General features: G+C 55.9%; 15 protein-coding genes, 1 tRNA gene and 1 rRNA gene (1 of these 17 cut by a window edge). 8 read left to right on the top strand and 9 right to left on the bottom strand.

The annotated features are described in order from the left end of the window. Window positions 1-196: 196 nt before the first annotated feature. Window positions 197-520, top strand: coding sequence for a SemiSWEET transporter (locus ACR3EH_RS09335; protein WP_171096698.1), 324 nt, complete (start codon window positions 197-199; stop codon window positions 518-520). Between the two features lie 169 nt (window positions 521-689). On the opposite strand, the gene ACR3EH_RS09330 is transcribed toward ACR3EH_RS09335, so the two are convergent. The 6 genes from ACR3EH_RS09330 to ACR3EH_RS09305 form a co-directional block, all read right to left on the bottom strand. Further along, a complete protein-coding gene (locus ACR3EH_RS09330) occupies window positions 690-1250 on the bottom strand; it encodes a hypothetical protein (protein ID WP_171676841.1) in 561 nt (186 codons plus the stop codon). A 233-nt stretch (window positions 1251-1483) separates the two neighbouring features. Beyond that, window positions 1484-1780: a hypothetical protein gene (locus ACR3EH_RS09325; RefSeq protein ID WP_171676843.1), complete on the bottom strand. Its 297-nt coding sequence runs from the start codon at window positions 1778-1780 to the stop codon at window positions 1484-1486. Next, window positions 1773-2003, bottom strand: coding sequence for a hypothetical protein (locus tag ACR3EH_RS09320; protein WP_171676845.1), 231 nt, complete (start codon window positions 2001-2003; stop codon window positions 1773-1775). Before ACR3EH_RS09320 ends, ACR3EH_RS09325 begins: the two co-directional genes overlap by 8 nt. 24 nt (window positions 2004-2027) lie before the next feature. Next, window positions 2028-2150: a hypothetical protein gene (locus tag ACR3EH_RS09315; RefSeq protein WP_256368755.1), complete on the bottom strand. Its 123-nt coding sequence runs from the start codon at window positions 2148-2150 to the stop codon at window positions 2028-2030. Between the two features lie 210 nt (window positions 2151-2360). Next, entirely contained in the window at window positions 2361-2486 is a 126-nt protein-coding gene (ykgO, locus tag ACR3EH_RS09310; protein ID WP_008755722.1) for a type B 50S ribosomal protein L36, read from the bottom strand. A 90-nt stretch (window positions 2487-2576) separates the two neighbouring features. Continuing rightward, a tRNA-Val gene (locus ACR3EH_RS09305) sits at window positions 2577-2651 on the bottom strand. Between the two features lie 148 nt (window positions 2652-2799). On the opposite strand from ACR3EH_RS09305, the gene ACR3EH_RS09300 reads away from it, so the two are divergent. Beyond that, window positions 2800-3660: an N-formylglutamate amidohydrolase gene (locus ACR3EH_RS09300; protein WP_171676847.1), complete on the top strand. Its 861-nt coding sequence runs from the start codon at window positions 2800-2802 to the stop codon at window positions 3658-3660. A gap of 2 nt (window positions 3661-3662) precedes the next feature. Here the strand turns inward: ACR3EH_RS09300 and ACR3EH_RS09295 are convergent, their stop codons facing one another. Both ACR3EH_RS09295 and pyrF read right to left on the bottom strand, forming a co-directional pair. Continuing rightward, window positions 3663-4916 (bottom strand): DNA polymerase IV, encoded by a 1254-nt coding sequence (locus ACR3EH_RS09295; protein ID WP_171676849.1) that lies wholly within the window; start codon window positions 4914-4916, stop codon window positions 3663-3665. Window positions 4917-5266: 350 nt separating this feature from the next. Next, window positions 5267-5971 (bottom strand): orotidine-5'-phosphate decarboxylase, encoded by a 705-nt coding sequence (pyrF, locus tag ACR3EH_RS09290; RefSeq protein ID WP_171096687.1) that lies wholly within the window; start codon window positions 5969-5971, stop codon window positions 5267-5269. A gap of 140 nt (window positions 5972-6111) precedes the next feature. On the opposite strand from pyrF, the gene ACR3EH_RS09285 reads away from it, so the two are divergent. From ACR3EH_RS09285 to ACR3EH_RS09275, 3 genes are all read left to right on the top strand, one after another. Further along, window positions 6112-6429, top strand: coding sequence for a hypothetical protein (locus tag ACR3EH_RS09285; protein WP_171096685.1), 318 nt, complete (start codon window positions 6112-6114; stop codon window positions 6427-6429). Window positions 6430-6555: 126 nt separating this feature from the next. Then, window positions 6556-9174, top strand: coding sequence for an ATP-dependent chaperone ClpB (gene clpB, locus ACR3EH_RS09280; RefSeq protein ID WP_171676851.1), 2619 nt, complete (start codon window positions 6556-6558; stop codon window positions 9172-9174). Between the two features lie 126 nt (window positions 9175-9300). Further along, entirely contained in the window at window positions 9301-10140 is an 840-nt protein-coding gene (locus ACR3EH_RS09275; protein WP_171187887.1) for a hypothetical protein, read from the top strand. Window positions 10141-10193: 53 nt separating this feature from the next. Here the strand turns inward: ACR3EH_RS09275 and ACR3EH_RS09270 are convergent, their stop codons facing one another. Beyond that, on the bottom strand, window positions 10194-11009 hold the full coding sequence (locus tag ACR3EH_RS09270; protein ID WP_171676853.1) for a cyclase family protein: 816 nt from the start codon (window positions 11007-11009) through the stop codon (window positions 10194-10196). Window positions 11010-11310: 301 nt separating this feature from the next. Here ACR3EH_RS09270 and msrP point away from each other — a divergent pair, with 301 nt between their 5' ends. From msrP to ACR3EH_RS09255, 3 genes are all read left to right on the top strand, one after another. Beyond that, entirely contained in the window at window positions 11311-12213 is a 903-nt protein-coding gene (gene msrP, locus ACR3EH_RS09265; protein ID WP_171648800.1) for a protein-methionine-sulfoxide reductase catalytic subunit MsrP, read from the top strand. 4 nt (window positions 12214-12217) lie between these two features. Then, complete coding sequence (gene msrQ / locus ACR3EH_RS09260; protein ID WP_171188207.1) at window positions 12218-12832, top strand: protein-methionine-sulfoxide reductase heme-binding subunit MsrQ; 615 nt, start codon at window positions 12218-12220, stop codon at window positions 12830-12832. A 650-nt stretch (window positions 12833-13482) separates the two neighbouring features. Next, window positions 13483-13621: ribosomal RNA gene (locus ACR3EH_RS09255) — 16S ribosomal RNA — on the top strand; it runs 1321 nt beyond the window's last position.

Genomic DNA, 13621 nt, shown 5'->3' with positions numbered 1-13621 from the left:
CAATTATACGATTCCCGGCGGGATGCAAGGAAATCCGACGAAAATAGTTGGGTAAATGTCAGAAAGAGGTATTGGGTGAAACCTGAAACACTTTTTTGCACGTATTGGCCGCAGGGGCCGAGCGAGTTAGTTTGGGGTTACAGCTTTTCTGCGACAGGCAGAGTCGGATTGAGTAGTGCACGAAAAGGATCAGTTGATGCCCGAAACACTTGCGGAAAAACTGGAAAAATCAAACCTTGGACATTGGATGGCGCGCTACGAAAGCTTCATGGTTTTTGTAGGCGTCGTCGGACCATTTGCGACCCTGCCGCAACTTATGAAGCTATATTTTACGCATACAGAACACGCGACTGGCCAATCTTTGGTGTCATGGTCGCTTTATGCTGCTGTTTCGTTCCTGTGGTTCGCTTACGGTTTGATTGTTGGGAAGCTGCCGATCTATGTCGGCAATGGAATCTCAATGGTTCTGAACATCTTGATGGTGATCGGGATTCTGATTCACGCCGGGGTCACGTTCTAAAAAGCGCCGGGCGCAGGTAACCCCCGCCAAACGGCGCAGTTCCCTACATCTTTTTTCGGGTCTAGCCGCCGATGTTCGTGGAGCTGGCGCTGTGTCATGCCGGACGCGAAATTGCCGCCTTTGCGACGCGCCACCCGCTTTCTGACAATCTGAACTGTCCACGTCTAGGTTACTGTCGTTTCTTTGACTGTTTTCCAGCCTGGCGAGGCTTTGGGGCCGGCTCAGGCTCTGGGTCGGGGTCTTCACCCATGACCGGGTTTTCGGCAAGCATCGCCGCCGTCACGGCCTCCATATATTTCTGAAGCAGAATAGGGGGGGGGGCCGCAGGTGCCAGTTTGATGGTCAACCTGCTCGCGCCTTCCTGGCTGTATGCGTAGCGAGAGGAATAACTGGCATTGACCTGTGCGGCCACCGGACCCCAGCCGCCTTTGACGGATGCACTGCCTGACTTTTCCTTTTGTTTCGTCATCGAGATCGCCATTTTCACTTCGATCTCAGCTTCCTGAACGGCAAAAAACGCGGGAAGAAAACCCATCGAAACAAGGCTGAATTCTTTGCCGGGTCCACTTGGGTTGGAAAGGTCGGGCAGCATAATCTTCTGATCGGCCATGTATTTGGCAACATCGGTCGAATGACGATCCAGTTCTGATTGCGACTCGGCGACGGAAAGGGCCAGTTTTTGAACCATTTCCCTAAAGGGGACGTTTAGCAATTCCTGCCCGATACTCATCTTCGAACTCCTGTTCCAAATGCAGTCTACTTGATAATTTTAGTGGGGGACCGCCTCCTGACGGAAAATGTAACTTTTGAAGCGTTCTGGCTGATCACTTGCTTCTTTGCGTTGTTCGCAATCTGGGCCGTTTAACCATCCTGGCCCAATCCAACAAAGGCTTCGACTTTTACGTTATCGATGGTGAAATCGTCGCTGTCGTTAGATCCGGCCAGAATCTGTTCTCCCAGTGCTTACGAGAATTTCTGCGCGTCGACGATCTGCGTGTCTTTATCGTCTGCCATCACCTCGGCGGCAGCACTGGCCAATGGGTTCGTCACCGGTGGCAAACCGGCCCCGACCATCATTTCACCGCCATCCTCCAACTCATCGATCCTGTCTTCCAGGTCCGAGATGGTCTGCCTTAGTTCGTTTTCACGTGTCTCCATGGCGGTCAGCCTGTCCGAAAGAGATTTGAGCAAAAGCGTAAACGCTTCGGGCATTTCGGTAACCCGAACTTCTATCGGTTGCTTTCGATCAGAATCAGCCATCTTCGGGCCTGCCGCTCTCATCCTCGTGAACGGGTCCGGGGACAAAACGCATGCGCATGGTGGACGCGCTTTTTGAGTCGAGCGTATCGGTCTGCGTCAGCTTTGGCCCCCAAAGAAAGCTGAACAGCCTGTCTTCTTCCCCTTGCTCGCTGGACATTTCCATGACCACTTTCAGTTCAACGTCGACATCTTGCATATGATAAAAGACAGGCGGTATGCCCATGTCACGCAGTTCCTGCGGATAGTTCTAAAGTGCTTCCAACTGGTCTCTGCTCAGTTGTTCCGCGGCCTGGGCAACGCTTTTGCCGATATCGGCAACCATGTCCGTCAGAGTTGTACCAAATACTGCATGAGGGTCATCGTTGGCCAAATCAGACCTCCTGACATCATAAATCAATCAAACGTTAACACGAGAACGACTTATAACAATGAGAAATGTCAGGTTAAGACTTCGCCGCTTTTGGCGAGCGAATTACAGCGGCAGCGCATGTTTGGGCAGGCTCGCCATTCGCAGATTGTTGTCAGGCACAAAAAAACCGCGCTGAAAGGCGCGGTTCTTTAAAAGCTATTTAAGCAGTTCTTAGCCCTGACGAGCTTTGAACTTGCGCTGCGTCTTGTTGATCACGTAGACGCGGCCTTTGCGACGCACAATACGGCAATCACGGTGCCGGTTCTTGAGCGAGCGGAGCGAGTTCTTGACCTTCATGGTCTGTCTCCAATCTGCGGCGCCTTCATCAAAGACGTGGCCAGCGCCTGGGTTAGTCGGGTGCCCCGGAAGCCCGGAACAGTGAATAGATGGTGGGCGGTACAAGGATCGAACTTGTGACCCCTTCGATGTCAACGAAGTGCTCTACCGCTGAGCTAACCGCCCACTTTTCCTTTGCGTGCCCAGCCCCACAACGAAATGGGGCGCGGATCACCGCGCCGGTAGCGGGGTCTATAAAAGGAGTCGTTCAGGGGTTCAAGGGGTTTGGAAGAACAATTTTCCAGTCTATGTTGATTACGAACATGGAGTGATCATGCAGAACGCAGCCTTTGTATTGGATATGCCTGAAAACCGCAGTTCATGCGTGGTTTTTTCATCCCCTCACAGCGGGCGAGAGTATCCTGAGGCTTTTCTGAAACGTTCGGTGCTGAATCAAAACGTGATTCGATCGTCGGAAGATGCCTTTGTGGATCAACTGTTTGCCCCTGCTGCTGAATACGGTGCACCCTTGATCAAGGCTGCCATGCCGCGTGCGTATCTGGATTTGAATCGCAGTCTGGATGAACTGGACCCCGCCCTGATCAGCGGTGCGCGTAGACATGGGCACAACCCGCGAGTCGCTTCTGGGTTAGGGGTGATTCCCCGCGTCGTGGCCAACGGTCGGGCAATCTACAGCGGAAAGCTGACTATGGATGAAGCACGGTTGCGTATCGATACCTACTGGCGTCCCTATCACGCACGATTGAAATCCCTGCTGGCCGAATCGCATGAGAAATTTGGTCAGGCAATATTGGTGGATTGCCATTCGATGCCGCACGAGGCGGTCTCAATGGCCGGTACGGCGCGCAGCAAACGTCCGGATATTGTACTTGGCGATCGGTTTGGCGCGTCTGCGTCTTCGGAAATCGTGGACCTTGTTGAATCGGCCTTTGCGGCGGCGGGATTGAACGTGGCGCGAAACGCGCCGTTTGCCGGGGCCTATGTTACCCAGACCTATGGCCGTCCGGGGCGCCATCAGCACGCCATTCAGATTGAGATCGACCGCGCACTCTATATGAACGAAGAGAAGATCACGCCAAATGCCAATTTTATGGCATTTTCGAAGCTCTTGCGGCAGGTGGTGCGCGAAATCTCCAGCATCGGGTCGGAACCGGTTCGTTTGGCGGCCGAATAACCTCAGCGCAGCGCGCGGCCTTTGACGATGGCATCCGAGCCAAACCTTTGTCGGATCTCGTCGGTGGCCCGTTCCGCCTGCGATCTGCGCGCAGCGCCCGGATCAAGCAGATCGCCCGAGATGTCGGCCTGATCCGCCGAGCACAGATCAGACAAACCACATCCCAAAAGCCGGTAAGGCCCCTGATCGCCCACCTGATCAAACAACCCTTTTGCTGTACGATAGATCCTATCGGCGATCTGGGTCGCATCGCGAAGTGACACGCGTCGGGTCAGGGTTTTGTGATTGGCCTTCTTCAGTTTGAGCGTGACAACCCGTCCGGCCAGATCTTTGGCCTTGGCCCGATCCGAAACTTTCAGTGCCATACGCCACAAATGCCCGTCCAGGATCTCGGGGTTGGCCGTATCTTCAAAAAATGTGGTCTCGTTGCTGATGGATTTCATAGGCTCATGAGCCGAGACACGCCGTTTGTCCTGCCCCCGGGCCAGATGCCACAGGCGATACCCCATCGCGCCGAAGCGTTCCGTCAGCGCCTCTTGATCCCAGCGCAGCAAATCGTTGAAGGTTCGTATCCCCGCCCGGTCCAGCGATTCTTGGGCCGCTGGGCCAATACCCCAGATCAGCCGCACGGGTTTGTCGTTCAGGAACGTTGCCGTCTCGGCCTTGCCGATCACCGAAAAACCACGCGGTTTGTCGAGGTCTGACGCAACCTTGGCGAGGAACTTGTTGTGGCTCAGCCCGATGGACCCTGTCACGCCCAGCTCCTCCTTCATGCGTTTGACCAGGCGCGCCAGCATGACGGCGGGCGGCGCGCCGTGCAGGCGTTCAGTGCCTGACAGATCCATGAACGCTTCGTCCAGAGACAGTGGTTCCACGACCGGCGTCAACTCATCCATCATGGCGCGGATGTGGCGCGACACTTCGGCGTAAACGGACATGCGTGGTTTGATTACCACCGCGTCCGGGCAGAGTTGCAGCGCTTTGAACATGGGCATCGCGGAACGCACCCCCCGGATCCGGGCCACGTAACACGCCGTTGAAACCACACCCCGTTTCCCGCCACCAATGACGACAGGCTTGTCCGCAAGCTCGGGATTGTCGCGCTTTTCAACCGATGCATAGAAGGCGTCGCAATCCATATGAGCGATGGACAGGTCAAAGAGCTCGGGGTGCAACTTGACCCTGGGGCTGCCGCAGGCCGGACAGCGCCGTTCGTTTGTCAAAGGTGTCAGGCAATCTCGGCAAAGACCGGGCATCTGCGCCCTCATGCGTTCCGCAGTTGGCTAGGACGTCACTTATACCAGCTTCGGCGCTGGATCAAAGCTCCGGTTTTGCGGCAGGGCTTTCTGAAAAGAAGCCCCCCGCTGCGTGGCGGGGGGAAGTAACGAACCTCAGGAAGAAGCGGTTCGTTGGGGAGTATTGCCCTCAGAATCGCTGAATTTCCCAAGTTTCGATAGGCCGATGACGGTTTCGCAAAAACTCATAATTTGAATGTGTGTTTTCCGGCACAGGGACGATTTGGCGCGGTTTCCCCACAAAGTGACGCAAGGTCAACTTGTTATCTGGCAAACCGAACGTGCAAACCTGACGAATTGATCTGGTTCAGTCAGTGAACTTTCAAAGAATTTAGCTCTGCCAGAACGGCTTCGGCGGCCGCTTTTGGATCCTGTGCCTGATAAATCGGTCGGCCAACGACGATATGATCTGCACCATCCAGAATCGCACTGGCTGGCGTAGCCACACGTTTCTGATCACCCAGCGCAGCACCGGCGGGGCGCACACCGGGGGTGACAATCAGGCGACCTTCGGCTTGGGGTAGCGAGCGGATCAGGGCGGCCTCCTGCGGGCTGGCGATGACGCCATCTGCTCCGGCTTCCAGCGCCTTGGCGGCGCGTTCGACAACCAAATCCTGCACGTCGCCGTCTTTCAGAAGGCTGGCGTCCAGATCATCGCGGTTCAGCGAAGTCAGGATCGTCACAGCGAGGATTTTAAGGTCCTTGCCCGAAGCACCCTCTTTTGCGGCGCGCACCACATGCGGGTCGCCATGCACGGTCAGAAAATCCAGATCGAACTGCGCCAGCCCTCGTACGGCGTTTTCCACCGTATTGCCGATGTCGAACAGTTTCATGTCCAGAAAGATGCGTTTGCCGTGGTCTTGTTTCAGTTCGTTGGCCAAAGCCAAACCACCACCGGTCAGCATACCCAAACCAATTTTATAAAAAGACACGCTGTCGCCCAACCGTTCAGCCATGGCCAGACCTTGCAGGGCATTGGGGACATCGAGGGCTACGATCAGACGGTCATCGGACATGGGGCGCTCCTTTTTGGCAAACGTCTGCGTCCTAACGGGTTCGGGCGGTTCTGTCCATCTTCGAAGCTGGGCGCGGACACGTTCATTTTGTGCTATCGTGCCGGGCATTGAGCACTTGATTTCAGAGTAAGGGACAGAAAATGAAAAAGCTGGTTGTGCTGGGCGTATTGGTTGCGCTGGCTGCATGTGACGAAACCCCGCCCGAAACACCGGAAACCGGGGCTGCTCCTGCACCGACGAATGATGATCTGCGTCTTGTGGGTGGCTACAGGTCCGAGGATGATTGGTGCCAGCTTACGGGCGAAACAGCCTTTACTGGAAATTTCCTGGATCACACGGCCGATCTGGTGTCGTGCCCGACGGGAAGTGCGGCGGCGCAGTCTTTGGTGGATGATCTGGGTGCGGTTCAAGTCGCCGAGACCGGGGGTTACACCGTTTACACCATACAGCGCGAATAGCGGTGATTTCTGTGTCTTAGCCTCTTGAACCGGCAAAGATATTTCCCAGATTGAATGTGAGGCTTCGACCGATATGTGCCGCCAAGCGGGCATGTCAAAACGGGGCGCTTGGAAAAGGAGAATATCATGGACTTGAACAAGTTCACCGAGCGGGCACGGGGATTCGTGCAGGCTGCGCAGACCATTGCGCTGCGTGAGGGGCACCAGAGGCTGGAGCCCACGCATATACTCAAAGCATTAATGGATGACGATCAGGGGCTGGCCAGCAACCTGATCACACGCGCAGGCGGCGCGCCAAATCGCGTGGTTGAAGCGCTGGACGCGGCCATGGGTAAGATCCCGAAGGTCAGCGGCGACGCGAGCCAGATCTACATGGACGGCCAAACCGCCAAAGTTCTGGACGAGGCTGCCAAGATTGCCACCAAGGCGGGCGACAGCTTTGTGCCGGTCGAACGGGTGCTGATGGCGCTGTGTATGGTGAAATCCAAAGCCAAGGACGCTTTGGAGGCCGGGGCTGTATCCGCCCAGAAACTCAATGAGGCGATCAATGACATCCGCAAGGGTCGCACTGCTGACACAGCGTCGGCGGAAGAGGGCTATGACGCGCTCAAGAAATACGCGCGCGATCTGACTGAAGCTGCGGCTGAAGGTAAGATTGACCCGATCATCGGGCGGGATGAGGAAATCCGCCGCTCGATGCAGGTTCTGTCGCGCCGTACCAAGAACAACCCGGTTCTGATCGGGGAACCTGGCGTGGGTAAAACCGCGATTGCCGAGGGCATGGCCCTGCGCATCGTCAACGGTGACGTGCCGGAATCGCTGAAAGACAAGAAGCTGCTGGCGCTCGACATGGGCGCGCTGATCGCTGGTGCAAAATACCGTGGTGAGTTCGAAGAACGCCTCAAGGCCGTTTTGACCGAAGTGACCGAGGCCGCTGGTGAGATCATCCTGTTCATCGACGAAATGCACACGCTGGTTGGGGCCGGGAAGTCCGACGGTGCGATGGACGCTGCAAACCTGATTAAGCCTGCGCTTGCCCGGGGTGAGTTGCATTGTATCGGCGCGACCACGCTGGATGAGTACCGCAAATATGTTGAAAAAGACGCGGCCTTGGCGCGCCGATTCCAGCCTGTAATGGTGACTGAGCCAACCGTCGAGGATACGATCAGCATCCTGCGCGGAATCAAGGAAAAGTACGAGCTGCACCACGGTGTGCGCATCTCGGACTCGGCGCTGGTGTCGGCGGCGACGCTCTCGCATCGCTATATCACTGACCGATTCCTGCCAGATAAAGCCATCGACCTTGTTGATGAGGCAGCGTCGCGACTGCGGATGGAGGTGGATAGTAAGCCCGAGGAACTCGATCAGCTGGATCGCCAGATCCTGCAGATGCAGATCGAGGAAGAGGCGCTGAAGCTTGAAGATGACGCGGCATCGAAAGATCGCCTGGAAACCTTGCAAAAGGATCTGGCCGATCTGCAGGAGAAATCCGCCGAGATGACGGCCCAATGGCAGGCCGAACGCGACAAGCTGGCCGGTGCCCGTGATCTGAAGGAACAGCTCGACAAGGCGCGCGCTGATCTGGAAATCGCCAAGCGCGAAGGCAATCTCGCAAAAGCCGGGGAACTGTCCTATGGCGTCATCCCAGAGCTTGAGAAGAAGTTGACCGAGGCCGAAAACGCCGAAAGCAATGCGATGATGGCCGAGGAAACGGTGCGCCCGACGCAGATCGCTGCTGTGGTCGAACGCTGGACGGGTATTCCGACCTCGAAAATGCTGGAAGGTGAGCGTGAAAAGTTGCTGCGGATGGAAGACGATCTGCATTCCCGCGTGATCGGTCAGGATGCTGCGGTGACCGCTGTCGCCAATGCCGTACGTCGCGCGCGTGCGGGCCTGAACGACGAAGGTCGCCCGCTGGGCTCGTTCCTGTTCCTCGGCCCGACCGGTGTGGGTAAGACAGAGCTGACCAAGGCCGTAGCGAACTTCCTGTTCGACGACGACAATGCGATGGTCCGTATCGACATGTCCGAGTTCATGGAGAAGCATGCCGTTGCCCGTCTGATCGGTGCCCCTCCGGGCTATGTCGGCTATGACGAAGGCGGTGTGCTGACCGAAGCCGTACGGCGCAGGCCCTATCAGGTTGTGCTGTTTGATGAGGTCGAAAAAGCGCACCCGGATGTGTTCAACGTCCTTTTGCAGGTTCTCGACGATGGCGTGCTGACCGATGGTCAGGGCCGCACCGTGGATTTCAAGCAGACGCTGATCATCCTAACGTCGAATCTTGGGTCTCAGGCGCTCAGCCAGTTGCCCGAAGGTGCGGACAGCGCGCAAGCACGACGGGATGTGATGGATGCGGTCCGGGCCCATTTCCGGCCCGAGTTCCTGAACCGTCTGGACGAGACGATCATCTTCGACCGCCTCAAGCGGGGTGATATGGATGGCATCGTCGAAATCCAGATGGCACGTCTGCAAAAACGTCTGGCCGCCCGCAAGATCGAGCTGGTGCTGGACGACGGTGCCAAGGAGTGGCTGGCCAATGAAGGCTATGATCCGGTCTTTGGTGCCCGACCGTTGAAGCGCGTGATCCAGCGCGCGCTTCAGAACCCGCTGGCCGAAGCGCTGCTGGCTGGTGAGATCAAGGATGGCGAGACCGTTCCCGTCACCGCGGGTCCAGACGGGCTGATCATAGGCGACCGGCTTGGGACGTCAGACCGACCCCGTCCTGATGATGCCGTGGTGCATTAATTTCCCAACTCAGAAAACCCGCCATTCCGGCGGGTTTTTTGTTATTCTGACTTAGCCGTCCGCATTATTCGGCTAGGGCGCGCGCAACTAATACTGTTTGAACCTTTTTTGCGAGTGAATTTTCTTATGTCTCAGGAAGACGCGAACCAGAGATTGGACAAGATTGAAGACGCAATCGTCCTGCTTACGAAACTATCCACGCCCAAACCAAAGACCTTTTGGGATCGGCTTTCCACCGACAAAATTCGAGACGCCATCTACATCATCGGTATCCCGGCCCTGCTGTTCACAACCTATCTGGAATTCGACAAGTTCTATCTCAGCCGCGAGAACATCCGGCTCGAGGAAAAGCGTAATACGGCTATATCGCGACTGGACCAGCTACAGGATATCAACAGCGAGATTTATCAGCTTCAGACTCAGGGTGATGAAAATGTCGCCTTTGCGCTGATCGAAGCGAAACGCGGTCAGATCGCGCGTTTGACCGACACTGTTTATCTGACCTGGGTTGAACAGCCCGAGATGCTGAAGCGTCACGACCTCAATGCGTTGGCAGAGGCATTGTTGGTGCAGAGTCGGACTGATGACGCGTTGCGGGTTGCCAGTACAGTCGCGGTGGATGATTTGAAACCGATCGACGCGATTGACCAACAGATACTCAAGGCGCGGATTCAATTTGCGCAAGGCCCTGCTCAGGACATAGAAGCCGCGCGGCAGCACCTGCGAGAGGCTGTTCCGCTTGTTGAAGAAATCGAACGATCGGGCAGCCAGTTTCTGATGCAGGAAAAAATGTTGCAGGTGCGTCTGATTAACGAAGCCTGGCTAGGGGAGCCCTGCGAGACTTTGGCGCCAATGGCGGATGCGCTGGCAGAGCTGAGGGCGTTTAATCTGGAAGCAGGTTCTGTTGAGGATCAGTATCAATCCGCAGTCACCGTGCGTGCGGTTAGGTCCAAATGCCGTCCATGAGGGCAAGAACACCACCAGGATGGTGGAGTTCTTTCAGTCATCATTCAGTGAGTTCAAACCAACGCAAAGATCCGCGCTGGGCCTCCTGTGCCACCTGCATGTTTTGGTGCGCCAATAACAAGTGTCGCGCCGGATGCCGGCACCCGATCCAGATTGGCCAGGCATTCAATCCCAAACCGACCTGAAGGCAGCCACGCATAATGGGTGGCAAAATCTGCTGACATGCCATGATCCAGCGACAGGGTATCCACAGCAATCGATCGCGCGCCGGTGTCCTCCATCAGCATCTGCGCCGCTTCGACATGAAAGCCGGGATAGTGCTGCGCTTCGCCATCGAAGTTGCGGAATCCGTCTGTAGCGGTCTTGCTGCCCCAACCTGAATGCATCGCTACGCAGGCCCCATCGGGGATGTCTCCATTTGCTGCGATCCACGCTTTCAGATCGTCTGGTGTGACACGTGTGTCTGCATCGTCTGCCGCGCGGGCGGCGATATCCACGACGCACAATGGGGCCACCAGATCGTTGACAGGGATCTCATCAACCGAGGTGCCATCCGCCGAAAAGTGAAGCGGAGCGTCGATATGGGTGCCGGTTTGTTCATTGATCGAAAGGTTGAACAGGTTGAAACCGTGATCTGCAAAGTTGAAAGGCTGTTCAGCCGAAATACCGGGATCCCCGCCCCATGTCGGAAACTCCGGGCTGAGCGTGTGGGTCATGTCCTGGACACTGCCATGTCCTGCGGCCAGAGCTGCAGGGGCCGTGCCACCGGTTGCGACGGCGGCAACGCTTGTTGCAGCCGCAGCTTTGAAGAACCCACGCCGAGACAGCATCCTCTCTTTGACGGCGCTCATTACACAGATGTCACACATAATTCTTCCTCCCTTTCTGCAGCGATACGGCTGCAATGGCAGGCAAGCAACGCGCAGGATCGCGTGCGATACCTGCGTGACAGAGTGCAGTCTGGTAGGCGCTTTTGTAAAGGTTTCCGGAAAACAGTTCGGCCAAAGCAGTCGTTAAGAACAGCTGTACAGGCAGAATACTCCGGTCTTTGCGAGGTGTCCGATTTGAGAACGTTACAGTCACTTCGCTCAATCGTTACGCCTGTTTCGCTGGCGCTATGCTATCAGCGCATTACGTCAACACAGACATAAGTACCTAACGGAGACCCATATGGCGCATCGCTGGACCAATACTTTGACACAAGCCGACGTCACCCCGCAGGTGGCGTTCCTGAACCGGCGGCAGGTAATGGCCGGGCTGGCGGGTGTCGGACTGACCGCGATGGCGCGCCCGGCTGCGGCGCAAGACGCGCTGGAACCGAACACATGGGAAGAGATCACCACCTACAACAACTATTATGAGTTCGGGACCGGTAAAGACGATCCTGCCAAATATGCCGGATCTCTGGTGACTGAGCCCTGGAGCGTCAAGATAGACGGTTTGGTGGATCGCCCGGGCGAGTATGACTTCAAGGACATTCTGTCAGAGATGACCGTCGAAGAGCGGATATACCGTTTCCGATGCGTCGAAGCCTGGTCCATGGTCATTCCGTGGAACGGGTTCGAGCTTGCCGACTTGCTGAATATGGCCGGTGTTCAGGAAGGCGCGAAATATGTGGCTTTCGAAACTGCATACCGCCCTGATGAAATGCCCGGAACCCGCTTCCCAATTCTCGAATGGCCGTATCGTGAGGGGTTGCGCCTGGATGAGGCGATGCACCCGCTGACGATCATGGCCACAGGAATTTACGGGAAAACAATTCCGAACCAGAATGGCGCGCCTTTGCGTTTGGTGGTTCCATGGAAATATGGGTTCAAGTCGATCAAGTCGATTGTACGCATCACTCTGACCGACGTAGAGCCGCCCACAAGCTGGAACATGTCCAACCCGCGTGAATACGGATTTTACAGCAATGTGAATCCAAATGTAGATCACCCGCGTTGGTCTCAGGCGTCCGAGCGTCGCATTGGGGGCGGCCTGTTTGCCAAGCGAATCCCCACTCTGATGTTCAACGGTTATGAGGAAGAGGTCGCCAGCCTGTATGAAGGCTTGGATCTGGCCAAAAACTACTAAGACCATGCAGGCCGTGAACCAGATATTCCGCCGTATTCCGGTATGGGCCATTTACCTGCTTGGGGCGCTACCTGCGCCCTGGCTGTTCTATCTGGGACTGACCGGGGGGTTGGGCATCGACCCGATCGAAGCGTTGGAGCATCGCTATGGCGAACTGGCCCTGCAACTTCTGATCGCTGGTCTGGCAATCACGCCACTGCGCCGGTTCACTGGTTTGAACCTTATGAAGTTCCGGCGTGCGATCGGAGTGCTGACATTTTCTTATGTAAGCCTGCATCTTTTGGTTTGGCTGATCTTGGATGTACAGCTTCCCAGTCAGATCTGGGCGGACATTCTCAAGCGTCCCTACATCACGGTTGGAATGGCGGCCTTCCTTCTTTTGGTGCCGCTGGCGGTGACATCCAACAATTGGTCGGTGCGCAGGTTAGGGCCGCGTTGGCGCAAGCTCCACCGTCTGGTGTACCCAATCGCGCTATTGGGTGCCTTGCACTACGTGATGTTGGCCAAAGGGTTCCAGATCGAGCCGCTGGTCTATCTGACGATCATTCTCGCACTTCTTGCCCTGCGCTTACCGATGCCGCGACTCGTTTCCGGATCAAAGACGGCCGATTCAGCCTGACTCGGAAGCGAGTCTGTGGGTAACTGTTTGTACAAGGGTGCGGTGCTGCGAGTTTTGGGGTGTCGCAAGCGAGCTTCGGCCCCATCTTCTGTCTTTATTATCGACTAACCTTTTGATTTTGTTTTATTATTTGTTTGGTTTAAAAAAACTTTTGGATTTTTGTTTTTTTGGGTTGCGGGTTTTGGGAGTAAACCTTAGAACCCCCTTCACCGGCGCTGCTGAGGCGCTGGGACGCTGCGGAAGCGGCGGTGACGCTCGGGAGAGACCGGGGGCATCTGAGGTTAGGGTTTAGGCGGGCGCGCTGAGGTTATTGGCGCAACGGTCTGATTTTTGGCTCTGGGTGTTTTTGTTCTTTGACATTGATGGATAACTGAAGAGATATGTGGGCGGTTTGGTTCGTTTCGACGGATTGAATGTCTGTATATCGCGCTCTTAGGGGTTCGCCTCGATGATAGAGTGTCAGCTTCACTGTTTGAGTGGTTCACTGATTTCTTAGGAAATCTGTGTACATCAAACAGATGACTTTTGGTGCGTTCTCTGGCCTAGCCGGGTTGGAGGAAGCTTATTCGCGCTCAAGTAGCCGAATAGGCGGTAGCGCACTAAAGATGTGCAGAGGTTCGAACGTCAAGGATATGATGGCAACATCATTTCAACTTGAGAGTTTGATCCTGGCTCAGAACGAACGCTGGCGGCAGGCCTAACACATGCAAGTCGAGCGCCCTTTCGGGGGAGCGGCGGACGGGTTAGTAACGCGTGGGAATATGCCCAGATCTAAGGAATAGCCACTGG

The sequence above is a fragment of the Ruegeria sp. BG7 genome (genome assembly GCF_056535685.1).
The sequence above is the reverse complement of the archived record's forward strand: the minus strand, read 5'-3'. Positions and strand labels throughout refer to the sequence as shown.

Excerpts from the sequence above, each read along its gene's own strand:
- ACR3EH_RS09335 (WP_171096698.1), top strand. The coding sequence starts at position 197 with ATGCCCGAAACACTTGCGGAAAAACTGGAAAAATCAAACCTTGGACAT.
- ACR3EH_RS09330 (WP_171676841.1), bottom strand. The coding sequence starts at position 1,250 with ATGAGTATCGGGCAGGAATTGCTAAACGTCCCCTTTAGGGAAATGGTT.
- ACR3EH_RS09325 (WP_171676843.1), bottom strand. The coding sequence starts at position 1,780 with ATGGCTGATTCTGATCGAAAGCAACCGATAGAAGTTCGGGTTACCGAA.
- ACR3EH_RS09320 (WP_171676845.1), bottom strand. The coding sequence starts at position 2,003 with ATGGGCATACCGCCTGTCTTTTATCATATGCAAGATGTCGACGTTGAA.
- ykgO (WP_008755722.1), bottom strand. The coding sequence starts at position 2,486 with ATGAAGGTCAAGAACTCGCTCCGCTCGCTCAAGAACCGGCACCGTGAT.
- ACR3EH_RS09300 (WP_171676847.1), top strand. The coding sequence starts at position 2,800 with ATGCAGAACGCAGCCTTTGTATTGGATATGCCTGAAAACCGCAGTTCA.
- ACR3EH_RS09295 (WP_171676849.1), bottom strand. The coding sequence starts at position 4,916 with ATGCCCGGTCTTTGCCGAGATTGCCTGACACCTTTGACAAACGAACGG.
- pyrF (WP_171096687.1), bottom strand. The coding sequence starts at position 5,971 with ATGTCCGATGACCGTCTGATCGTAGCCCTCGATGTCCCCAATGCCCTG.
- ACR3EH_RS09285 (WP_171096685.1), top strand. The coding sequence starts at position 6,112 with ATGAAAAAGCTGGTTGTGCTGGGCGTATTGGTTGCGCTGGCTGCATGT.
- clpB (WP_171676851.1), top strand. The coding sequence starts at position 6,556 with ATGGACTTGAACAAGTTCACCGAGCGGGCACGGGGATTCGTGCAGGCT.
- ACR3EH_RS09275 (WP_171187887.1), top strand. The coding sequence starts at position 9,301 with ATGTCTCAGGAAGACGCGAACCAGAGATTGGACAAGATTGAAGACGCA.
- ACR3EH_RS09270 (WP_171676853.1), bottom strand. The coding sequence starts at position 11,009 with ATGTGTGACATCTGTGTAATGAGCGCCGTCAAAGAGAGGATGCTGTCT.
- msrP (WP_171648800.1), top strand. The coding sequence starts at position 11,311 with ATGGCGCATCGCTGGACCAATACTTTGACACAAGCCGACGTCACCCCG.
- msrQ (WP_171188207.1), top strand. The coding sequence starts at position 12,218 with ATGCAGGCCGTGAACCAGATATTCCGCCGTATTCCGGTATGGGCCATT.